This window comes from Klebsiella sp. KE9456 (assembly GCF_043832615.1).
Classification (GTDB): Bacteria; Pseudomonadota; Gammaproteobacteria; order Enterobacterales; family Enterobacteriaceae; genus Klebsiella; species Klebsiella indica.
The window spans coordinates 99,352-122,445 of record NZ_JBDYQK010000009.1; the positions used below are offsets into that span (position 1 = coordinate 99,352).

General features: G+C 52.8%; 22 protein-coding genes. 8 read left to right on the forward strand and 14 right to left on the reverse strand.

From position 1 onward, the window contains the following. Positions 1-3 precede the first annotated feature (3 nt). Positions 4-747 (reverse strand): copper homeostasis protein CutC, encoded by a 744-nt coding sequence (cutC, locus tag ABK821_RS11105; protein WP_138360272.1) that lies wholly within the window; start codon positions 745-747, stop codon positions 4-6. 76 nt (positions 748-823) lie between these two features. After that, entirely contained in the window at positions 824-1,393 is a 570-nt protein-coding gene (locus ABK821_RS11110) for a VOC family protein (RefSeq protein WP_343178683.1), read from the reverse strand. Positions 1,394-1,686: 293 nt separating this feature from the next. Between ABK821_RS11110 and argS the strand changes: the two genes are divergently transcribed. After that, a complete protein-coding gene (gene argS, locus ABK821_RS11115) occupies positions 1,687-3,420 on the forward strand; it encodes an arginine--tRNA ligase (RefSeq protein ID WP_138360270.1) in 1,734 nt (577 codons plus the stop codon). Positions 3,421-3,674: 254 nt separating this feature from the next. After that, complete coding sequence (gene uspC, locus ABK821_RS11120) at positions 3,675-4,103, forward strand: universal stress protein UspC (RefSeq protein WP_138360269.1); 429 nt, start codon at positions 3,675-3,677, stop codon at positions 4,101-4,103. 27 nt (positions 4,104-4,130) lie between these two features. Here uspC and otsA read toward each other — a convergent pair whose 3' ends face one another. The 5 genes from otsA to ABK821_RS11145 all read right to left on the reverse strand — a co-directional run bounded on the left by otsA (position 4,131) and on the right by ABK821_RS11145 (position 10,045). Next, positions 4,131-5,555, reverse strand: coding sequence for an alpha,alpha-trehalose-phosphate synthase (otsA, locus tag ABK821_RS11125; protein ID WP_138360268.1), 1,425 nt, complete (start codon positions 5,553-5,555; stop codon positions 4,131-4,133). Beyond that, positions 5,530-6,333 (reverse strand): trehalose-phosphatase, encoded by an 804-nt coding sequence (gene otsB, locus ABK821_RS11130; protein ID WP_142501462.1) that lies wholly within the window; start codon positions 6,331-6,333, stop codon positions 5,530-5,532. Before otsB ends, otsA begins: the two co-directional genes overlap by 26 nt. Before the next feature lie 159 nt (positions 6,334-6,492). Continuing rightward, positions 6,493-7,473, reverse strand: coding sequence for an L-arabinose ABC transporter permease AraH (gene araH, locus ABK821_RS11135; RefSeq protein WP_138360394.1), 981 nt, complete (start codon positions 7,471-7,473; stop codon positions 6,493-6,495). Positions 7,474-7,487: 14 nt separating this feature from the next. After that, positions 7,488-9,002: an L-arabinose ABC transporter ATP-binding protein AraG gene (gene araG, locus ABK821_RS11140; RefSeq protein ID WP_138360266.1), complete on the reverse strand. Its 1,515-nt coding sequence runs from the start codon at positions 9,000-9,002 to the stop codon at positions 7,488-7,490. Positions 9,003-9,064: 62 nt separating this feature from the next. Further along, positions 9,065-10,045 (reverse strand): arabinose ABC transporter substrate-binding protein, encoded by a 981-nt coding sequence (locus ABK821_RS11145; RefSeq protein WP_138360265.1) that lies wholly within the window; start codon positions 10,043-10,045, stop codon positions 9,065-9,067. 735 nt (positions 10,046-10,780) lie between these two features. Between ABK821_RS11145 and ABK821_RS11150 the strand changes: the two genes are divergently transcribed. Beyond that, positions 10,781-12,292, forward strand: coding sequence for an MFS transporter (locus ABK821_RS11150; protein WP_171034848.1), 1,512 nt, complete (start codon positions 10,781-10,783; stop codon positions 12,290-12,292). A gap of 49 nt (positions 12,293-12,341) precedes the next feature. On the opposite strand, the gene ABK821_RS11155 is transcribed toward ABK821_RS11150, so the two are convergent. Next, positions 12,342-12,593, reverse strand: a complete 252-nt coding sequence (locus ABK821_RS11155) for a DUF2766 family protein (RefSeq protein ID WP_138360263.1) — start codon at positions 12,591-12,593, stop codon at positions 12,342-12,344. 78 nt (positions 12,594-12,671) lie between these two features. Next, positions 12,672-12,755, reverse strand: coding sequence for a stress response protein AzuC (gene azuC, locus ABK821_RS11160; RefSeq protein ID WP_138360393.1), 84 nt, complete (start codon positions 12,753-12,755; stop codon positions 12,672-12,674). A 205-nt stretch (positions 12,756-12,960) separates the two neighbouring features. Between azuC and ABK821_RS11165 the strand changes: the two genes are divergently transcribed. Next, positions 12,961-14,382, forward strand: coding sequence for an MFS transporter (locus ABK821_RS11165; protein ID WP_138360262.1), 1,422 nt, complete (start codon positions 12,961-12,963; stop codon positions 14,380-14,382). 40 nt (positions 14,383-14,422) lie between these two features. On the opposite strand, the gene ABK821_RS11170 is transcribed toward ABK821_RS11165, so the two are convergent. After that, entirely contained in the window at positions 14,423-15,061 is a 639-nt protein-coding gene (locus tag ABK821_RS11170; RefSeq protein ID WP_138360261.1) for an RpiB/LacA/LacB family sugar-phosphate isomerase, read from the reverse strand. Positions 15,062-15,478: 417 nt separating this feature from the next. Between ABK821_RS11170 and ftnA the strand changes: the two genes are divergently transcribed. Further along, a complete protein-coding gene (gene ftnA, locus ABK821_RS11175) occupies positions 15,479-15,976 on the forward strand; it encodes a non-heme ferritin (RefSeq protein ID WP_138360392.1) in 498 nt (165 codons plus the stop codon). Positions 15,977-16,012: 36 nt separating this feature from the next. Here ftnA and ABK821_RS11180 read toward each other — a convergent pair whose 3' ends face one another. Further along, a complete protein-coding gene (locus tag ABK821_RS11180) occupies positions 16,013-16,252 on the reverse strand; it encodes a YecH family metal-binding protein (RefSeq protein WP_138360260.1) in 240 nt (79 codons plus the stop codon). 195 nt (positions 16,253-16,447) lie between these two features. Here ABK821_RS11180 and tyrP point away from each other — a divergent pair, with 195 nt between their 5' ends. Further along, positions 16,448-17,659: a tyrosine transporter TyrP gene (gene tyrP, locus ABK821_RS11185; RefSeq protein ID WP_343178684.1), complete on the forward strand. Its 1,212-nt coding sequence runs from the start codon at positions 16,448-16,450 to the stop codon at positions 17,657-17,659. A gap of 28 nt (positions 17,660-17,687) precedes the next feature. On the opposite strand, the gene ABK821_RS11190 is transcribed toward tyrP, so the two are convergent. Then, positions 17,688-18,356, reverse strand: a complete 669-nt coding sequence (locus ABK821_RS11190) for a YecA family protein (RefSeq protein WP_138360258.1) — start codon at positions 18,354-18,356, stop codon at positions 17,688-17,690. A gap of 191 nt (positions 18,357-18,547) precedes the next feature. Continuing rightward, positions 18,548-19,159, reverse strand: a complete 612-nt coding sequence (gene emtA, locus ABK821_RS11195) for a membrane-bound lytic murein transglycosylase EmtA (RefSeq protein WP_138360257.1) — start codon at positions 19,157-19,159, stop codon at positions 18,548-18,550. A gap of 95 nt (positions 19,160-19,254) precedes the next feature. Here emtA and ldcA point away from each other — a divergent pair, with 95 nt between their 5' ends. Together ldcA and ABK821_RS11205 are read left to right on the forward strand one after the other, a co-directional pair. Next, complete coding sequence (gene ldcA, locus ABK821_RS11200) at positions 19,255-20,169, forward strand: muramoyltetrapeptide carboxypeptidase (protein ID WP_138360256.1); 915 nt, start codon at positions 19,255-19,257, stop codon at positions 20,167-20,169. A gap of 92 nt (positions 20,170-20,261) precedes the next feature. Further along, on the forward strand, positions 20,262-21,995 hold the full coding sequence (locus ABK821_RS11205) for a potassium/proton antiporter (RefSeq protein WP_138360255.1): 1,734 nt from the start codon (positions 20,262-20,264) through the stop codon (positions 21,993-21,995). Between the two features lie 16 nt (positions 21,996-22,011). On the opposite strand, the gene dadX is transcribed toward ABK821_RS11205, so the two are convergent. Further along, complete coding sequence (gene dadX / locus ABK821_RS11210) at positions 22,012-23,082, reverse strand: catabolic alanine racemase DadX (RefSeq protein WP_138360254.1); 1,071 nt, start codon at positions 23,080-23,082, stop codon at positions 22,012-22,014. Positions 23,083-23,094: the final 12 nt, after the last annotated feature.

Sequence of the window (23,094 nt, forward strand, 5' to 3'; positions counted from 1 at the left end):
GGGCTAATCTCTCCGCGCGAGAATCGTATTCTTCATTTTCGCTACCGCTTCGCCGTTCACGGCGTAACGTAAATATTCTGCGGCGTCAGTGCCGGTTGACATCGATAATCCAGGATGGCGAAAACGCATCGGGGACGGTAACCACTGACCTGCCGAACTGTGCACTTCTTTTACCCCTGCCTGGATAAACAGCGGTAAGTTGGCGGCACGCACGCCTGCCCCTGCCATAATGATTGGAGTACGGGTTAGGGTAATAAGTTCCCTGATAAGTGAAATTCCTTTTTCAGCCGTCGCCTGCTGGCCCGATGTCAGGATTCGCTTAACGCCGAGTTCGAATAGTTCAGCACAGGCCTGGCGCGGGTTTGCACACATATCAAATGCCCGGTGAAAGGTCACGGCCAGCGGGCCTGCCGCCGTCATAATTTTTTCCATTCGTGCGCGATCGACCTGGCCGTCAGCATCCAGAATACCGATCGCCAGTCCGGGAAAACCCAGTTCCTTCACGGCGGCGATATCGTCAAGCATGGCGGCGAACTCGCCAGCGCTATAACAAAAATCACCGCCGCGCGGACGAATAATGGGATGCACGGGGATCGTCACCCTTTCACGCACCGATTTCAGTACGCCCAGCGACGGCGTCAGCCCTCCCTCCTGCGGCGCGGCGCACAGCTCAATGCGATCGGCGCCGCGATGCTGGGCCTCCAGCGCGCACGCCATGCTGTAACAACAGACTTCCAGTAAAGTCATTCTTTTCTCCGTTGACATAACAGACGCCATAGCGTGTCACGATTTATCCGCGCCGACGCCGCATGACTTCACACTGTCACCCTTCAGCCTGCTCACTGGCGACAATTTGTTCAATCGACCACGGATGAAATTTAATCGTCACGTTGCCATCCGTGACCGCCAGAGTCGGGTTGGGTAAGCGCTCGCGTTCCCCTTTTGGCGAGCTGGTTTTGACAAAAATACCCGGCTGGCTAAGACCTTCATCGGAAAGCAGCGCCAGCGCCCGGGCGTTCAGCGTGTCAGGCTCACCTGGCAGGACGATTTCAATATGTTCCCAGCCCTCATGGGGATAACGCTTTTCACCCGGCCACGGCAGTTCCACAATATGCAGGCGCCAGTGTGCGACGCAAATCGGCTCATCCAGTTTGAATAAGCAGATAGGGCGACCATTAATAATATTTTCCGACAGCAGCGTGCCGCATTGTTCAAACCCGCTACGCCAGCGCTCCGCCGTGGTATTCTGATGGCAGCGCAGAGAAATATGGTCAGCATCATGCAGCGCCATATCCAGACCAAGCCGACTGGCAAGCGCATTTAACGCCTCGGTGAAATGCACCAGGTCCGCGGAAATATCGTTCAGTTTATCAATCTGCTGCCAGTTCGCCATTGTAAGCCTCGGTTCGTACCAAAAAGCGCTAATTTATCGCGTTTCGCCAGGCAGACCAACCGGCAATCTGCAGTCATCATCAGTGAACGGTTATTCGTTAAGCATGCCCGGTGTAAGGTAAGCTTACCTTGTATTGACACGCAAAATGGCGGCGAAAATAAAAATAAAGTCTTCGTCAACGCCCGCGCGCAATGCTGACGCACAGGCGTAAATACAGTATACTTCCGCCCTTATTTGTCCACATTCCAGCGCCGCCCCGTCAGGGCGATAGCGTGTAAACGTAAGGTATTTCGGTGAATATTCAGGCTCTTCTCTCAGAAAAAGTCAGCCAGGCCCTGATCGCAGCAGGTGCGCCTGCCGATTGCGAACCTCAGGTCCGCCAGTCAGCAAAAGTCCAGTTCGGTGACTATCAGGCCAACGGCGTGATGGCCATTGCTAAAAAACTGGGCATGGCGCCGCGACAACTTGCAGAGCAGGTTCTGTCTCATCTCGACCTGAACGGGATTGCCAGCAAAGTTGAAATCGCCGGTCCGGGCTTTATCAATATTTTCCTCGACCCGGCATTCCTGGCGGAAAACGTCAGCAGCGCGCTGAAATCTGAGCGCCTGGGCGTTTCTCAGCCGCAGCCGCAGACGGTGGTCATTGACTACTCCGCGCCAAACGTCGCAAAAGAGATGCACGTCGGGCATCTGCGTTCCACCATCATCGGCGATGCCGCCGTGCGAACGCTGGAGTTTCTTGGCCATAACGTCATCCGTGCTAACCACGTGGGCGACTGGGGTACCCAGTTCGGCATGCTCATCGCCTACCTGGAAAAACAACAGCAGGAAAATGCCGGTGACATGGCGCTGGCGGATCTCGAAGGTTTCTATCGCGAAGCGAAAAAACACTACGATGAAGATGAAGCTTTCGCCGAGCGCGCACGCAGCTATGTAGTTAAGCTGCAGAGCGGTGACGACTATTTCCGCGACATGTGGCGCAAGCTGGTGGACATTACCATGTCGCAAAACCAGCTCACCTATAACCGTCTGAACGTCACTCTCACCCGTGACGATGTGATGGGTGAAAGCCTGTATAACCCGATGCTGCCGGAGATCGTTGCCGATCTGAAAGCCAAAGGTCTGGCCGTTGAAAGCGAAGGCGCAACCGTTGTTTTCCTTGATGAGTATAAAAACAAGGAAGGCGAACCGATGGGCGTCATCATCCAGAAAAAAGATGGCGGCTACCTCTACACCACCACCGATATCGCTTGTGCGAAATACCGTTACGAAAAACTGCATGCCGATCGGGTGCTGTACTATATCGACTCTCGCCAGCATCAGCACCTGATGCAGGCATGGACCATCGTCCGTAAAGCGGGTTACGTACCAGATTCCGTCCCGCTGGAACACCATATGTTCGGTATGATGCTCGGCAAAGACGGCAAACCGTTTAAAACCCGCGCGGGCGGTACCGTGAAGCTTGCCGATCTGCTGGACGAAGCGCTGGAACGCGCCCGTCGCCTGGTTGCCGAGAAAAACCCGGATATGCCTGCCGACGAGCTGGAAAAACTGGCTAACGCCGTCGGGATTGGCGCAGTAAAATACGCTGACTTGTCCAAAAACCGCACCACCGACTACATCTTCGACTGGGATAATATGCTGGCATTTGAGGGCAACACCGCGCCTTATATGCAATATGCCTATACCCGGGTGCTTTCCGTATTCCGCAAAGCGGAAATCGATGAAAGCGCGCTGGCGGCTGCGCCGGTCCTCATTACCGAAGATCGTGAAGCCCAGTTGGCTGCGCGCCTGCTGCAATTTGAAGAAACCCTGTCAGTTGTCGCGCGTGAAGGAACGCCGCACGTCATGTGTTCTTATCTGTACGATCTGGCGGGCCTGTTCTCCGGCTTCTACGAGCACTGCCCGATCCTGAGCGCTGAAAGCGAAGAGACGCGCAACAGCCGCCTGAAGCTGGCTCTGCTGACCGCGAAAACCCTCAAACTGGGGCTCGATACGCTGGGTATTGAAACCGTAGAACGGATGTAATTCTCGACAAAATAGCGCTAAATGCCGATGATTTAACCCGATCATCGGCATTTTTATCGTCTCGTGTTTGCCGGTTAGTCTCCTCTTGCATCCGTCCCTGATTCCGGATGCGCACCAGGAACGCCGTTAAAAACAAAATCGTTATCCCGCCATACGTTTCCCCCCTATTTTCAGTCGCGAATACCCCTTGCGAAAACAGAGTAATCGGAGTAAAGACAATAAAAAGGGTTATTTGCGTATCTCAGGGAGGTTCAATGCCCTACTCACATCTGCTGGTCGCCGTTGCCCCAACCCCGGAAAGCCGGATGCTTCTTCAGAAAGCGGTTTCCATCGCTCGTCCCGTCAATGCAAAAGTCAGCCTGATTACGCTGGCGACGGACCCGGAACTGTATAATCAATTCGCGGCGCCAATGATGGAAAACTTACGCGAATTGATGCAGGAGGAAACGCGCGGATTTCTGGCGGAGCTCGCCCGCCACGCTGATTATCCAATTGCGAATATGACCATCGCCAGCGGCGAACTTGGCCATCATGTGAAAGATTTCTGCCAGCAGTATCACGTTGATCTGGTTATTTGCGGTAACCACAACCAGAGTCTGTTTTCTCGTGCGACCTGCTCGGCGAAGAGTATTGTCGGCTGTAGTGGCGTTGATGTGCTGCTGGTTTGTCTCGAAAAACGTTAGCGCCAGCGCGGCGCTAACGTTTTCGTCTCAGGCAAGTTTAGGGAAAGTCGCGACCTTACGTTCTAAATGGCTTTTCTCACTCCCCGGCTCAACCGCCTTTAGATCGGTAATAAACCTCTCCTGCCAGCGCTGAATATCATTATCCTTGATGACCGCCAGCATTGCCGAATGGCGAGCAATACGCTCAGCCAGCGGCATGGTTAGCGCCCGATCCAGCGCCGCCGCCACCTCATCACGATCGTAAGGGTTGACGATCAATGCCGTTGGTAGCTCATTCGCCGCGCCGGCAAACTGCGACAGAACCAGCACGCCCGGATTTTGCGGATCCTGCGCGGCAACATACTCTTTTGCCACCAGATTCATCCCATCGCGCAGCGGTGTGACCAGGCCGACATCCGAGTAGCGGAAGATTTTCATCAGCAGCTTGCGTTCAAAATGTTGGTTCAGGTAGTAAAGCGGCGTCCAGCCCAGTTGGCCGTATCGACCATTGATGCGGCCGGCCGCGTTTTCCAGCTGGTGACGAATATCCTGATACGCCTGAACATCGCCACGCGAGGTCGGCGCAATCTGGGTATAGCGGATCTTACCGTGATGCTGCGGATAGTTTTCCAGCAGCGCTTCATAGGCGAGAAAACGTTCAGGCAAACCTTTTGAGTAATCCAGTCGTTCAACGGAAAAAATATTCTGTACGCTCTTAAGTTCGCTTTTCAACTGCGCCAGTTTTGGCGGTAACGGCCCTTTTGCGTTACGCGCGATTTCGTCGGGATCGATACCTATCGGGTAAACTTCGCTGCGGAAGGGTTTACCCCAGGCAACGTGATTTTTCCCGCTGCGCGTGGTCACCCGGGTCTGCGTTGATACGCAGTCGAGAAACGCCAGCCGGTCGTTCTCGGTCTGAAACCCCAACAGATCGTAATCACAGAGCTGTTCAAGCAGTTCCGCATTTGGGGGTAAGGCATTGAAAATTTCCGGCGTCGGGAACGGGATATGCAAAAAGAAGCCGATGCGATTGTTCACGCCGCGTTGACGCAACTCAGCAGCCAGCGGCAGCAGGTGGTAATCGTGGACCCATACGATGTCATCAGGTTCAATCAGCGGCAGCAGCTTGTCTGCCAGGCTGGCATTCACGCGTTGGTATCCTTCCCAGGCATCACGCTGAAAATCCACCAGATCGAGGCGGTAATGGAATGCGGGCCACAACACGGCGTTAGAAAAGCGATTGTAGTATTCATCATGGTCTTGCTCGCTGAGGTTGAATGACGCCCAGGTAATATTCCCCCGCGTCACTTTTTTCAACGGCTGCTGGTCATCGCCAATTTCCCCGCTCCAGCCAAACCATAATCCTCCGGCTGCTTTTAACGCCCCCATAATCCCTACCGCCAGACCTCCGGCGCTGGCCTTTTTATCATCTGGAGGGGCAATACGATTAGATACTACGACTAAGCGACCCATGATCATTTCTCCTGTCGGTTAGCGCATCTGGTTGTTGCCCATGATTCGCGATATCACTTATCCAAAGATGTACTGCGGTCACATCCGGCAAGCGCCAACGCGCCTGCGTTTCGCCGCTGCCGACTTTGACCGATACACCACCCAATCGATTGACGACGGCAAAGCCTGCTTCATCGGTTAAGTCATCACCGACAAAAACCGGCTTGCGCCCTTTGAAGGGCGTTTCCTGCATAAACGCGGCGATCGCCTCCCCTTTATCCACGCCATGCGGTTTGATCTCTATCACGCATTTACCTGGCTGTAACGCCAGAATCGGATAGCGTTGCACCACCTCTTGCGCCAACGCCAGCACCGCCTGCTGCTGCTGTGGCGCCTGCCGGTAATGCACCGCAAAAGCCATTCCTTTGCATTCCAGTTCGCAGCCGGGCAGCGCCGCCACTGCCGCGGTCAGCTGCGCAGAGAGCCTGTCGAGAAGCGCATCAGGTAAGGCGACAATATGCGTTTTACCATTGATATCACGGCGCTCAGCCCCGTGGACACCGGCAAGCGGCAGCCGGTAAGGACGGGTAAGTGCATCCAGCTCAACCATTGAGCGCCCTGAAATCAATGCCACCGCGCCGTTGTGCTGCTGCGTAAGCCGTTGCAGCGTCTGAAGAACGTCAGCAGGAATAACGACCTGATCGGGATGGGGTTTGATACCGGCAAGGGTACCGTCGAGGTCAAAGAAATACGCGTAGTTTCCGGTTAACGCAGGCGGTACAGAAATCTGGTCATCCACCCTGTTTCCTCCTTATCATGGTCAGCGACATGCTGAGTAGTAACGAAAGTTAGCCATGTAAGTATAGACAGTGTGACGAGCCTCGCCATTTTTGCTTATCATCGCCGGCGCAGCGGGCGCCAGCGATGATTCAGGATTACACTAAAAGATTGGGAATAATCAAGCGATACGCTTCGCTTTCTGTTTGTAGCGGTCGAAGATGACTGCCGCCAGCAAAATCAACCCGCGTACCACATACTGCGAGAATGGCGAAATATTCAGCAAATTCATCGCATTCTCTACCGTGCCCAGGATCAGAATCCCGGCAACCACATAGGAGATTTTACCGATCCCGCCTTTCAGCGATACGCCCCCCAGCACGCAGGCCGAAATCACAATCATCTCATAGCCAATCGACGTCATCGGCTGACCGCTGGTCATGCGCGATGCCAGAATGATGCCCGCAGCAGCCGAAACCAGCCCAGAGAGGACAAAAATAATAATCTTGGTGCGAACAACCGGGACTCCCGCCAGGCGCGCCGCTTCTTCGTTACCGCCAATCGCCAGCGTATTGCGGCCGAAGGTGGTTTTATTCAGCAGCAGGCCAAAAATAATCAGGCAGGCAACGGTCAGCCAGATAGGCGCAGGCAAACCAAACCAGTTGGCATAACCAAGGGCAAAGAAGCGCTCGTCTTCAATCCCAACGGCTTTACCGTCAGAAATAATATAGGCCAGACCGCGAACGATCTGCATCGTGGCCAGAGTGGTGATCAGCGCGTTAATCTTTAAACGGGCAATAACAAAACCATTTATCAGACCGCACAACGCGCCCAGCAGCAGGCCGGCGGCAATACCAATCCACATGCTTTCGGTGAGGTTAATCACCACCGCCGTGGTCACCCCGGCACAGGCGATAACCGAGGCTATCGACAGGTCAAAATCACCGGATGACAGGCAAAACAGCATTCCACAGGCCACCATCCCGGACATAGAAATGGCCAGTCCCAGGCCTTTCATATTAATAAATGAGGCAAAATTAGGCACAAAAATCACGCAGGCGATAAACAGCACCGCAAAAACGACCAGCATGCCGAACTGATCCCAGACGCGGGAAAAACTGAAAGCCGTGCGGCCGGAACCTGAAGTGGTAATTGATGACATCATAAACTCCTTACTCAGGCGACGGCCTGGCTCACTTTTGGCATTGCAAGGCTTAATGCCTGCTGTTCGTTGGCATGTTCATGCAGCAGCTCTCCGGCGATTTCACCTTCGCGCATCACGACGATACGGTCTGCCACGCCAAGGACTTCAGGTAAGTCGCTGGACGCAAATACCACCGCGACGCCAGAGTCTGCTAATGAATAGATGACGTTGTAAATCTCATGCTTAGCGCCCACATCAATACCCCGGGTCGGCTCATCAAGCAGGATGACTTTCATCTCCTCCGATAACCAACGTCCGAGAATCGCCTTCTGCTGGTTGCCGCCGGAGAGGTTCATAATCAGTTGTTCCGGACCTGGCGTTTTAATATTGAGCGACTTGATATGCTGATCGGCGTTTTCCGCTTCCCAGGCCGTATTGATGATGCAGCCCGCGAGAATATGCTTACGCCTGGCGCTGATATTGATATTCTCGCGTACCGAGTGGACCGGAATAATCCCTTCCGCTTTGCGGTCTTCCGGGCACAGCATCATACCGGCCTGAATCGCCTGCGCAGGTTTGCGAATATCAATGGCCTGGCCGTCGATATACACCTGACCGCCGGTAATTCTGCTGCCACCAAATATGCCTTTCATCAGCTCACTGCGCCCGGCCCCCACCAGACCAAACAGGCCGACGATTTCGCCGCTGCGGACCGACAGACTGACTGGCTGTCGTACTCCCGGCGCTTTCACCTGCTCCAGACGCAAACGCTCTTGACCATATTCACGCGGCCGCCAACCGTAAATATCCCCCAAATCACGCCCGACCATCGCCTGAACCAGAGCGTCGTGGTTAACTTCCTGCATATTGTCGAAGGTGCGCACGTAGCGGCCATCTTTGAATACCGTAATGGCATCGCTTAGCGCGAAAATCTCAGCTATACGGTGGGAGACGTAAATAATAACCCGCCCTTCCTGACGCAGTTCGCGAATCACCCGGAACAGGTTTTCGATTTCCCGGGCTGAAAGCGAACTCGTCGGTTCGTCAAAGGCGATGATTTTGGCGTTACGCGCCAGCGCCTTGGCAATCTCCACCATTTGCCACTGGCCAATGGAGAGATATTTCAGCGGCGTTTCCGGGTCGATATCGAGTCCCAGATGCTCAAGTTGCAAACGCGCCTCATAGTTGAGCAGCGAACGGTTGACGATCCCGCCTTTGTGCGGAAGCTGTCCGAGGTAGATATTTTCCGCCACGGTCATTTCCGGGATCAGATGCAGTTCCTGATAGATAATCGCCACGCCGGCGTTCAATGCCTCGGTGGTATTATTAAATACCATCTGCTGGCCTCTGATTTGCAGACTGCCAGCAGTCGGTATGTAGTTACCGCTGAGAATTTTCAGCAGCGTGGATTTCCCGGCGCCGTTTTCTCCCATCAAAGCGTGAATCTGTCCGGCATAGCAGTCAAAGCTAATATCGGACAGCGCTTTAACGCCCGGGAAGGTCATGGTAATGCCGTGAAATGAGAGATAAGGGGTTGACTGTTGCATAACGACTCCGCTTTTCTGGACTGGGCCTCCCGTTGATGACGAGAGGCCCGATCAATCAGGCCTTATAGCCCCTTTTTCGCCAGCTCTTCTTTATAGTTGTCGCGGGTAATCAACACCACGTCGGTCACGGCTGTGAATTTCGGCGGTTCAACGCCTTTCGTCACCCAGTTGTAAAGCATCTCGCTGGTTTTATAGCCGTGGATATCCGGGCTCGGCAACAGAGAGCCATAGAAACCGGTTGCCTGCGCCTTAGACAACTCATTCACCGCATCCACCCCGTTAATGCCGATACCAATGACGTCAGATGCTTTAAAACCCTGGCCTTCGGTGGCGCGCACGCCGCCCAGCACGGTATTGTCATTCATGCCGACAATCAGCCAGTGTTTTACTTCAGGATGTTGAACCAGCATGGAGTTACCGGCATCAAAAGCGCCGGGGATATCGTTAGATTTGGTTGGCACACGATAGATCTGCTTTTCCGGGAAACCGGCGGCTTTCAGCGCATCCATTGAGCCGGTGGTACGACGGCGGGCGGTATCGAGTTCATCAGCCGTGATCGCCATCACCGCCGTATCCTTCACATCCCAACCCCGTTTCTGCATCTCTTTATACAGCTCCTGTCCCTGACGTGCGCCAATTTCGCTGGCGGCCATCATTACCAGTGGCACGCTGTCCATCGGTTTACCCTTAGCATTGACAAACTGGTCATCGACGGTAATGACTTTCATATCATAGCCGCGTGCCTTAGCGACAATCGCAGGCCCAAGTTTCGGGTCCGGCGTACAGATCACGAAACCTTTCGCTCCGCTGGCCGCCAGACTATCAATGGCGTTCAGGGTTTTCTCGCCGTCGGGTACGGCAATCTTAATCACATCGAAACCTAAATCTTTACCGGCCTTATCGGCAAATTTCCACTCGGTTTGAAACCATGGCTCTTCGGGTTGTTTCACCAGAAAACCCAGCTTAAGCGTCTCAGCCATAGCTGATTGTGACATAACTGCGGCGAGACCAATCGCCGCCAGGGCTTTAGTAAATATGTGCATGGTAAACTCCAGCTTTTATTCGCTCTTATGTAGGGAAAAATCGGAATTAATTTTTAAATCAGACGAAAAACAAGGCATTAGAAAAATCTCGATCATGACTGCCATTGTTAAAACAGTATTAACCGGAAATTATTTCTCCATACGAGAGCGCAATCACATCGCGGAATTACAGTAATTGCGTACATAAAAACAGCGAAAAAAGCCATAAAAAAAGCGCCAATTATCATACAATTGACGCTCATAATAGCAGTATCATCTATATCACCAGCAGGCTTATCCTTGTGGGTACATTGAGTATGCCTCGTATGACTGAGTATGCGAGGCACCTTCCCCAGCAAACAGACTGCACGGTACGCACAAATTCAGACGGAAGGCGAATCAATTTAGTTCTCTGAATACCGCGCGCAGCCAGTGCCGCACCTGCATATTCTGTGTCGACGCTTTAGCGTAAAACAGACGCATTATCACCATCACTATCGTTACTCATCGCCATCGTTTTAAAAACATTTTTCGCTAATAACCCGCTTTTAAATTCAAAAAATGAATTAAAAATTTTTAAACAGATCACATTAATGCGCAACAGACAGGTTATGAAAACTATTGGTGATCTCGATCACATTTAAAACCATAATCTAATAATATAAAAACAGCGTTTCAAAAATTAAAAACTTGGAGTTTATTTTAATGGCAAGATACACGGCTTCAGCCTCTGAAGGGCTGCAGGGAAGACCGATTTTGTTACGCCATCAGTTAGCCTACGGCGGCGGAAATTTACTGGGAAGCGGCGCACTGGCGATCAGCGGCGCGTGGCTACTCTATTTTTATACAACATTTTGTGGGCTGACGCTGATCGAAGCCTCTTTTATTTTCTCCGTCGCCAGCATTATCGACGCAATCAGTAACCCGCTAATGGGGTATCTCACCGATAACTTTGGCAAAACGCGCCTCGGTAAACGCTTTGGCCGTCGTCGTTTCTTTTTATTAATCGGTATCCCGCTGATGATGTTTTATCCACTGTTATGGATAGACGGACTCGGCTTTTGGTACTACCTGTGCACCTACGTGGCCTTTGAAATTATATACACGTCAATTATGGTCCCATACGAAACGCTGGCGACCGAGATGACCGACGATTTCTCGTTGCGGTCGAAACTCACAGGTTACAAAGCGATTTTCGGTAAACTGGCTAACTTTCTGGCGGCATTTATTCCCGGTCAGTACATCCTGCTTTACGGCAAAGAATCCGCTACGCCGTTCTTCCTGACCGGCCTGACCTACGGCGTCATTCTCATTATCGCGATCTCCTGCTTATGGTATTGCAGTTGGGAGCGACCGCGCGAAGAGGAAAACCGCCGCGAAGAGAGAAAAGGATTACTCAATACTCTTCTTATGCTGGCGAAAGATATGCGCTCGACATTTTATCTGCGCGTATTCCGTAAACACCTCGGTATGTATCTGTGTGGGTTTGGCGCCGAATGGCTGTTTGCCTCTATCTTTACCTACTTTGTTATTTTCGTTCTGCAACACGATCCGGCGATGGTCGCCGGTCTTAACAGCCTGAACTCTATTCTGCAATTGATCTCTACCGCGCTGTTTATCGGCCTGTGCGTGAAAAAAGGGTTCAGTAAACCCTACATTCTGGCATTGGGCGTGGTTATCTTTTCCGTGATGCTTTATACGTCGTTATGGTTCTTCCATTTGCCTGCTCACCTGGCCACCATCCTGATGTTTGGTATCACCGTACTGTTCGGCCTGGGTACCGGTGGCGTGTATTACATTCCGTGGACCGTATACACTTTTTTAGCCGATGTTGATGAGATCTATACCGGCCGCCGTCGTGAAGGTATTTATGCAGGGGCAATGACCTTTTCTGGCAAAATTTTACGCTCAATTATCGTCTTCACCATGGGCGCTATACTCAGCTTTTATGGCTTCCAGTCAAAAGCGCATACGCAACCGGAAAGCGCAGTAACCGCTATTGCGGTGGTGTTCTGTGTGGGAGTGATTCTGCTGGCTCTGGCGGCAATTGTCTTTAGTAAGCAGATGAAGCTCGATCGTAAAGCACATATGTTGGTTCTGCAGGAGGTTGCGCGCATTAAAGCGGGGGGAAAAATTGCTGATATCGCACCGGATGTTCGCCTTGTTGTTGAAGATTTAGTTGGCCATCGCTATGAAGAGTGCTGGGGTAACAACAAACTGTTCAGAAATACCGGGGAGACGCCGACCCGCGCCGCGGTTTCCCACTAACCCAATGATATTGCTCCCGCTATCCTGACGATAGCGGGACGACAGACGTTTAGTGCGCGTCTTCCTGCGGGGTAAACTTCAGTTCAATCAGGGCAATGGCTTTTTGCACTGCCCGCAGCGTCACCGGATCGGCAGAGGCGGGATGACTGGCAAAATCGATAGCTTTTAACTGGGTGGTCATTTTTTCACGCACCTCAACAGGGGCAATAATATCAATGACATCAAGAATTTGTTTGATAACTAACTGGCAGGCGACCACGTCGGAAACCAGTTCGTCATGTTCGGTGAGCGGTTGAGACATTTTTTACTCCTTTTTTCAGGAGCATAATAGTAACCTAAATCTTGAGAGATAAAAAAACCTGCCGCAGCAGGTTTTTTATCAGAACATACCGCCAGGAGGTACGTCTTTGAAGGTATTGCAGTAGTTTCTGAAAATGTTTTTCAGGATTTTGCGCAGTTTCATGAGTGACTCCACTTTTTGTTATGCCGATGTTAATCTCTATGTGGTTATAATATGATCTGCATCACATTAAATCAATAGAAATGTGCGCTAAATCACACTTTACCATCAAAATAAATTTAAGAATTAAAAAAAACAAACAAAATCGGATAGTTATAGCAACCATGCCCTGTCGTGGTTCACCCCTTTCTCTTGCAGTGACACAACAATGAGCGCAGATATTTCCTCCAGCGACGACCGTTCCTTTTCCGCCCCGGCATTATTGGTGGCTGGCGCATTTTTTATGGAATACCTGGACGGTACGGTTATCGCTACCGCCCTGCCTGACATGGCGAAAGATTTTGGTGTTGCTGCGGTCGACCTGAACATCGGCATCAGCGCGTATCTTATCACTCTCGCCGTCCTGATACCCGCCAGCGGCTGGATAGCGGACCGCTTTGGCGCGCGCAAAGTCTTTACCCTTGCGCTGGCAATCTTCACCCTGTCGTCCGTTTTTTGCGGGTTGTCAACCAATGTCGATACCTTCGTGGCAATGCGAATTCTTCAGGGAACAGGCGGTGCGCTGATGGTCCCTGTTGGCCGACTGGCCGTTCTGCGTAGCACGCCCAAGCATCAGCTGATTAAAGCCATTGCCACCCTGACCTGGCCCGCGCTGGTCGCCCCCATTATTGGCCCGGCACTGGGCGGATTCATCACGAATTACACCAGTTGGCACTGGATCTTCTTTATTAATGTGCCGATCGGACTCATCGCTATCGCCCTGTCGTTACGCATCATCCCAAATATTCGCGATGAGGAAAGGCGCCCCTTCGATCTTCCAGGCTTCGTTGCTACTGCCGTCGCTATGGTGTGCCTGGTCGCCGCGATGGAGGTTCTCGGCGATCGCCAGCCATTGAGCTGGCAACTGCTGGCGCTGTTGCTACCAGGGTTTGGCTGTATGCTCTTCTCCTTGCGGCATTTTCGCCGGGCAGAGTGCCCAATGGTGCGCCTTGATGCGCTGCAAATTCCCACCTTCCGGGTCACCATGTACGGCGGCTCCCTGTTCAGGGCCTCAATTAGCGCGGTCCCCTTTCTGTTACCCCTGCTGTTTCAGGTCGGATTTGGCATGGACCCGTTCCACTCCGGGCTGCTGGTGCTGGCAGTATTCGTCGGCAACTTAACCATCAAACCGGCGACGACACCACTGATTCGCAGGCTCGGTTTTCGGCGCCTGCTGCTAATCAATGGTGCATTAAACGTACTCTCGTTACTTGCGTGCGCCTTTTTAACCCCACAAACGCCGGTTTGGCTGATCTTTATGATTCTCTATCTCGGGGGCGTCTTTCGCTCAATCCAGTTTACCGGTGTCAGCACGCTCGCTTTTGCCGATGTGCCGTCAGCCCAGATGAGCTATGCCAATACCCTGTTCAGCACGGCTTCACAGCTGGCTGCCGGGCTCGGAATTACCCTCGGAGCAATCGGTATTCGTATTGGGGAAAAATTCAGTGAATGGTTCAGTCTTGCAAATCAGCCGGGGATCAGCTTTCGCCTGTCATTTATCTTTATTGCGCTGATTTGCCTGTTGGGAATGATCGATAGTTTGCATTTGACAAGAGAGGCGGGCAGCAGTGTGTCGAACAAAAAAAAATGAACGGGCCAGCCACGCTGGCCCATGTTAAGTTGACTGAAGATCAGCCGACAATCTGACGAACAAACGCTTCGATCTCTTTATCCTGGCAGTTTTCAAAGAAGCACTGCTGGAAGCGCGGACCGGAAACAGCGGTTTTCACCAGTTCGGGATCGATCGCACGCAGTGTATCCAGATAGTTATCTTTCACAACAGCGGCTTTAACGGTGTTCAGTATTCCGGCATTGCGAACCTGCGGTTCTTTACGTTCAGGCGGATAACCTTCACCTTTACGGCCAGTAAACGCTTTCTCAAAGATAAAGCGAACGTTCAATTCGGCTCCCCAGCCAAAACCTTTTGCAAACGGCAGAGAAAGCGCATTCCCGTTGTTGATCTGCGCAAAAAGGAAAGCGTCAGCCGGATCGATACAGTAGCCGCAAACCACTCCCGGATGAATATTCAACGACATCATGGCCCCCTGGCCGGTACCACAGCCGGTAACTACAAAATCTACCGCTTTCGAGTTCAGCAAAATGCTGGCCATAATACCCAAATGAATATAAGTCAGGTGGTGGTCGTTTTCATCGCTCATACCGACGTTGTAAACCGGGAAGCCTTTTTCCTCAGCAACGGCGTTTAACTCATTGAGGATAATGGCGTTTTTGTTCGCCTGGCTATTTTCCATCATCAGTGCGATTTTCATGCTTTACTCTCCTGAATGCTGTGCGGGTTCGCCCGCGATAGTTCGTTAGCGTTGCCCTTAACGATAGCACCACATAAACATACTTTCAAATTTTATGAAAAGTTGTTTTATAAATTGCATATCCCCTCACACTTTTCATTCTCCCCCCTGCACAGCCTGACTCTCCCCGTTGCTGCTCAAACCATTTCCGACGTGTTGTCTGCGGGTGCCCGTTTTTAGCACGAGATCTGCGGTGATAATGAATAACGTGAAATATTAAATTAAAACCATTCTCATTATTCATTAAAGTGCCAATGCGTGTTATTCCCATTTGCATTATTAATAAATCATTTTATTAATTTACTTTTTGCAAATAAATTAATAACAAATTATAGTGACGACAAAATATGCTTTTATTTTATTTGCGGAGAAAACCTGATGCTAAAAACAGAAATGATCGACAAGCTCAATGCACAGATGAACCTTGAACTTTACTCCTCTCTGCTTTATCAGCAAATGAGTGCATGGTGCAGCTACCACAGTTTTGAAGGCGCCGCGGCATTTCTGCGTCGCCACGCGCAGGAAGAGATGACCCATATGCAGCGCCTGTTCGATTATCTGACGGATACCGGTAGCCTGCCCTGCATCGCAGCTATCGAATCACCGGCGGCGGAATATGCTTCACTGGACGAACTCTTCCGCGCCACCTATAAACACGAACAGTTAATTACGCAGAAAATTAACGAACTGGCGCATGCGGCGATGACCGGTCAGGATTATCCGACCTTTAATTTCCTGCAATGGTACGTTGCAGAGCAACATGAAGAAGAGAAACTGTTTAAATCTGTTATTGATAAACTGACCCTCGCAGGAAAAAGCGGCGAAGGTCTGTACTTTATTGATAAAGAACTGGCAACGCTCGATACGCAGAATTAAGCAAAATAATGGCGACGTGTAACAAACGTCGCCGTATTAATGATGGCAAATTTTACTTTCATGGGTATTAAACCCATTTTCTCTGGCAATAAACTTACCCTTTTTCTGCAAAAACGCCACCAGTTCCGCCGCACTCAGCCCCTCAGCCGAACAGGTATGGAATCGCGCCTCCGTGCCGAAACGCGCGGTAATCGCCGCCTCCAGGCTGGCGGCAGTATAAGGCTCACCTGACGCGAGCATCATTTGTAAAACTTCGTGGCCATGAATTGATTGCATAATGTCTCCCGTAAAACACAAAGCATAAACTCGTCGGGATAAGCGATTCTTGCGCCAGCGCAGCTTTAACGCAAAATCGCGACATCCGTAAACCAATCATTACACCCCCTGTACCACTGGTTTGACGAACACGCGGATTTCACATACCCTGCGCGGCATAATCAATTGTGTATTCCGTTATGGATAGATGAAAGCGTGAAGAATCGCACTCTTGGTAGTATTTTAATCGTCGCCGGGACCACTATCGGCGCCGGAATGTTAGCGATGCCATTAGCATCGGCAGGCGTCGGTTTCGCCGTTACGTTAGGTTTGCTCATCACGCTTTGGGCGTTGATGTGCTACACCGCGTTATTGTTGCTGGAGGTTTACCAGCATGTACCGGCTGACATGGGGCTGGGCTCTCTTGCGGCCCGCTATCTGGGGTGTTATGGGCAATGGGTAACCGGTTTTTGCATGCTGTTCTTATTGTACGCCCTGACCGCCGCCTATATAAGCGGGGCTGGCGAACTACTGGCCGCGAGTCTCAATCAGTGGCTGAACTGGACCCTGTCGCCTGCTGTCGGCGTTGCGCTGTTTACCGGCATCGGCGGGACGGTGGTGTGTATCGGAACATCGCTGGTCGACCTTTTTAACCGTTTTTTATTCAGCGCCAAAATTATCTTCCTTGCGGTTATGCTGGCGCTTCTCCTGCCGCACATTCATCAGATGAACCTGTTGACTCTGCCCTTACAACAAGGGCTGGCGCTATCGGCAATACCGGTGATGTTCACTTCTTTTGGCTTTCACGGCAGCATACCCAGTATCGTCAGCTACCTTAACGGGGATGTTCGAAAGCTGCGTCGGGTATTTATTATCGGTAGCTTTATTCCGCTGGTCGCCTATATTTTCTGGCAACTGGCGACCCTTGGCAGTATTGATTCGACCACCTTTACCCACCTGCTGGCAAAAAATGCCGGGCTTAACGGACTGTTAGAAACAATCCGCGAAGTGGTGGTTTCATCGCACGTTGAAGTGGCCGTCCATCTGTTTGCCGATCTGGCGCTGGCTACCTCATTCCTCGGCGTAGCGCTTGGGTTATTCGACTACCTGGCCGATCTGTTTCAACGTAACAACAGCGTCAGCGGACGTATACAGAGCGGTGCAATCACCTTTCTGCCGCCTCTGGCCTTCGCCCTGTTCTACCCGCGCGGGTTCGTAATGGCTTTAGGTTATGCCGGTGTCGCGCTGGCGGTACTGGCGCTCATGCTCCCTGCATTGCTGGCCATCAAGAGCCGTAGACAGCATCCTGATGCCGCGTGGCGAGTGGCCGGAGGGACCCCGGCTCTGTGGCTGGTTCTGCTGTGCGGGATCGGTATCGTGGGCATTCAGTTCGCTATTGCCACGGGGTTGCTGCCTGCGGTGGGGTAATCTTCAGGGGCCTGTGCGGCCCCTGATTTTATTTCGCTAAGCAGCACTGTTTGTATTTCTTGTTGCTGCCGCAGGAACAAGGATCGTTGCGCCCGATCTTCGCCTCATTTCTGACCGGCTGTTGACCCGCTATGGGCTGAGCATGCTCGGTCCAGTAGTTATAGAGCGCCAGAGCCGCCGGACGAATTCGCTCTACGCTGGCGACAAACTCGTCAGCAGATAAGTTATCAAGCGCCTCAAAGTGCGCCTCGGAGCCATGCAAAGCGATAGCATCCAGTTCGGCCTGCAACGGTGCCGGTAAGGCGGACCAGTCGCTCAGGCCCACACCGCGCATATAGCCGAAGCACCACTCTTCGACGATAGTCAGTTCCTGCCCTTGCTCTTCACGGCTGCCAAACATCGGCTCAAACTGATCGGGGTAATCGCTTAGACGCTCCGCAATATCGCTCATCTGCCGCAGCGTCAGATCCACAAATCGGTTCCGTTCCCGGTCGTTAGCCCAGCGCGGTACGTTATCCGCCCCTCCCCAGATAGCCAGCAGGCACTGCGCGGGTTCGATCTCCGTCGGCCCGGAGAGAATCGCCGTCAGCAATCCATCAAGTTCGGCAACATCAAGGATGGTGCCTTCTTCAGCATATTTCGACAGGATCTCGTCCAGCCATTCAATTTCGCTTTCATTCAGGGGTCCGCTGTTCATAACCAGGCTCATGCTCGTAGAAAAATGGCGCTTACAGTAGCGGAAATAGCGCGAGAAAACTACCTGACATGGCGCATTCGGCGGCAGTGCCTCTTTTCCGGCAAACGGACTGAAAGGGAAAAAGGCCTCAGTCTGACGATAAGGAAGGAAAAATTCCTCCCCGCAATACAGCCTGCGGGGAGAATGCGGGATTACATGGCATCCAACGCTTTCTGTAATTTCCAGATATAACGCGGGGCCTGTGGTGCCGGATGTTTTTTCACAACGTGCTCAAAGAAGTCATCCGCATCCATCTCATTAATTTCGTCAATCGCATCCTGCCGACTCGACGAGAATGTCCGCAGCAGCGCCCCCGCGCCATTGGCATAGGCGACCACCAGCGCATAGCGCATCACCTGCGGATCTTTAATCCCCGCCAGCGGACCGGTTTCAAGAATGCTCAGATACGCGGCCCCCATGGAGATATTGCGCTCAGGATTTTTCAGCTCGCTCACTGAAGGAACGCCGCTCCAGCCCATCCGCCGGTACACATCACGACCTGATGTCGATGGTTTCAGTTGCATCAGGCCAACCGCGCCAGATTGACTGATAACCGTCGGGTTACCGCCGGACTCAATGGCGATAATCGCGGTGATCAACTGCGGATCCACTCCCCACGCCGCACCGGCTTTTTCACTGACGGGCATCCACTGCATGGCTCGCTTAACCGGGATTTCCGGGTTCCACGGCGGATTACGATAATCTTGTTTTGAGCTACAACCGGCCAGCAAGACCAGTAAAAACATACACCATCTCAATTTCACACATCGATCCTTATTGGCTGAAGTTTGCCGCGCGGTGATGACAATAAACGCGCCAGGCGGCATGATAACCCTTTCATTCTTAGCAAGGAATTGTCATGTCCCAGTTTTACCTCATCGCCCCCTCCGGTTATTGCAGCAACCAGCAGGCGGCTAACCGCGGCGTACAACGTCTGCAGGAGGCTGGACATCAGGTCATGCATCTGGAGGTAATCCCCCGCCGGGAACGGCGTTTCGCCGGAACGGAACATCAACGACTCGCCGATATCAACCATCTTGCAACGCTGGACGGTAAAAACCGTATTGTGCTGGCGGTTCGCGGCGGCTATGGCGCGACTCGCCTGCTGCCGCACATTGACTGGCAGGCGCTGATCGCCCGCCAGCAGCGGGATCCGCTGCTCATTTGCGGCCACAGCGATTTTACCGCCATTCAGATGGGCCTACTGGCAAAAGGAGACGTCATCACTTTTAGCGGACCGATGCTGGCTGGCAATTTTGGCGCGGAGACGCTAAACGAATTTACCCGGCACCATTTCTGGCAGGCGTTGCGTAGCCCGGCGTTTACCCTGGAATGGCACGGTGATGGGCCAGACTGCCGCGCCGAAGGCACCCTGTGGGGCGGCAACCTGGCCATGCTGACATCGCTTATTGGTACGCCGTGGATGCCGCAGATTAGCGACGGAATTCTGGTGGTCGAAGATATTAACGAACATCCCTTCCGGGTCGAAAGAATGCTATTGCAGTTGCTTAATAGCGGTATTCTGGCGCGCCAGCGGGCGATTATTTTAGGCAGCTTCAGTCAGGGGAATGCTAACGACTATGATGCCGGATATGACCTGCCGGTGGTATACGATTACCTTCGCGCACAGCTTAACATTCCCGTTATTTCGGGGCTGGAATTTGGTCATGAGCAGCGCACCGTCACGTTGCCGCTGGGCGCCAGAGGACAACTGGTCAACAACACATCCATCACAACATTGCGCATCAGCGGCCACCCGGTTCTGACGGAATAAAAATTCCTCTAACGCATATCCTGATTAGCGTGAGATTGTTAAAATGGTGTAGTTTTTAATTCATATTCATGCCGGTAAGGAGTACGTCAACATTGGACGCCGCTGCGGTCATCAATTTGTTTATCCTGGGTTCTGTTTTAGTAACCAGTAGCATCTTATTAAGTTCTTTTTCCTCACGCCTCGGCATCCCCATTCTGGTTATCTTTTTGGCCATCGGGATGCTGGCGGGCGTTGATGGTATCGGCGGTATTCCTTTTGACAACTATCCATTCGCTTATATGGTGAGCAACCTGGCGCTGGCGATCATTCTGCTGGATGGCGGGATGAGAACCCAGGCCAGCTCCTTTCGCGTTGCTCTGTGGCCTGCGCTTTCACTCGCCACGGTGGGCGTTCTGATTACTTCCATTCTCACCGGTGCGATGGCGGCCTGGTTATTTCATCTCAATCTTATTGAAGGCATGCTGATCGGCGCAATCGTTGGCTCCACCGATGCGGCTGCGGTGTTTTCATTGCTCGGCGGTAAGGGCCTGAACGAACGCGTCGGCTCCACGCTGGAAATTGAATCCGGCAGCAACGATCCGATGGCGGTGTTCCTGACCATTACGCTTATTGAGATGATCGAACAGCATCAGACTGGCCTGAGCTGGCTGTTCGTGGTCCATCTCGTGCAGCAGTTTGGATTAGGTATCGCCATTGGTCTGGCAGGCGGTTATCTGCTGCTGCAGATGATCAACCGCATCGTACTGCCAACTGGTCTTTATCCCTTGCTGGCGCTGAGCGGCGGGATCATGATTTTTGCCGCAACCACATCGCTGAATGGCAGCGGCATCCTTGCGGTTTATCTGTGCGGCTTCCTGCTTGGTAACAGGCCGATTCGCAACCGCCACGGCATCCTGCAGAACTTTGACGGTCTGGCATGGCTGGCGCAGATTGCCATGTTCCTGGTACTCGGTCTGCTGGTGACGCCATCCGATTTATGGCCCATCGCTATCCCGGCGCTCATTCTGTCGATGTGGATGATATTCATCGCCCGCCCGCTATCGGTATTTGCCGGTCTGTTACCCTTTCGCGGCTTTAATCTCCGCGAACGGATGTTTATCAGTTGGGTCGGTCTGCGTGGCGCGGTGCCAATTATTCTCGCCGTCTTTCCGATGATGGCCGGTCTGGAAAACGCGCGGTTATTCTTTAATGTGGCCTTCTTCGTTGTCCTGGTCTCGCTGCTTTTGCAGGGCACGTCGCTATCGTGGGCGGCAAAAAAAGCCAAAGTCGTCGTGCCGCTGGTGGGGTATCCCATTTCCCGGGTGGGGCTGGATATTCATCCGAAGAACCCGTGGGAGCAGTTTGTTTACCAGCTTAGCGCCGAGAAATGGTGCGTCGGCGCGGCGCTACGCGACCTGCATATGCCACCTGAAACGCGTATTGCCGCGCTGTTTCGCGATAATGTTCTGCTGCACCCGACGGGCAGCACGCGGCTGCTGGAAGGGGATATTCTCTGCGTTATTGGCCGCGAACGCGATTTGCCGGCGCTGGGGAAATTGTTCAGTCAGTCGCCGCCCGTGTCGCTTGATCAGCGCTTCTTCGGTGATTTCATCCTTGATGCGGATGCAAAATTCGCCGATGTGGCACAAATTTACGGTATCGACGGCGGCGAAGAGTTCCGCGAGCATCAGCATTCACTCGGGGATGTCATTCAGCAGTTGTTAGGCGCCGCCCCGGTTGTCGGTGACCAGGTGGAGTTTGCCGGAATGGTGTGGACGGTGGCAGAAAAAGAAGAAGATCACGTACTCAGAGTCGGTGTCCGTATGGCGGAAGGTGAGACGGAGTGATCCGTCTCACCTTCCGTTACGCTGTCACAACCGGAACGCGCGGCGCCAGAGCGCACATTAATTCATAGCCGACGGTGCCGCAGGCGGCGGCAACGTCGTCAATTTTAATCTCTTTGCCCCACAGCTCAACCGGCGCGCCAATCCCCGCCTGTGGGCAAGGGGTTAAATCAACCACCAGCATATCCATTGAGATGCGCCCTACCGTGGTGGTACGCACACCGTCAACCAGTACCGGCGTGCCGGTCGGCGCCAGGCGAGGATAGCCATCCGCATAGCCACAGGCGACGATTCCGATTCTCTGTTCTTGCGTCGCTTTCCAGATCCCGCCATAGCCTACCGCGTCTCCGGCCTTCAGATTCTGCACGGCAATAATCTCGCTGCTTAGGGTCATCACGGGTTTCAACCCGGTATTGGCCACATCCTGCCACAGGCCGGAAGGTGAAGCGCCATACAACACGATACCCGGTCTTACCCAATTATAATGGGTTTCCGGGTGCCATAACGTGGCGGCGGAATTTGCCAGCGAGCGCGGGCAATCGAGACCTTCCGCCGCCTGTTCGATACGGCGCATCGGTTCCACAATGCCTTCCGCTTTTTCCGCTTCAGCAAAGTGCGACATTAACGTCATGTCACTGACGTTATCGAGTGCCCGCAGTTGCTGCCAGACAATCGGCAGACGTTCCGGCATAAAGCCCAGCCGATTCATCCCGCTGTTCACCTTAACGTAGATATCAAGCGGCGCATGCAGTTTCGCCTGCTGAAGCGCCTTGATTTGCCAGTTGCTGTGTACGCTGGTTGTCAGACGATATTTATCAAACAACACCAGTTCATCGGCATGGAAGAAGCCTTCCAGCATCAGTATCGGCCCTTTCCAGCCCAGCTCGCGCAGCAGGATCGCCTCTTCCAGATTCAGCATCGCAAACCCCTCAGCGGCGCTCAGCGCGCCCCAGACTCTCGCCAGACCGTGGCCATAAGCATTTGCTTTGACCACCGCCCACAGGCGCGAGCCGGGCGCGGCGCGGCGAACAATTTGCAGATTTTGCCGCAAAGCTGAGAGATCAATACTGGCCTTTACAGGACGGGACATAAAAACTCCTTG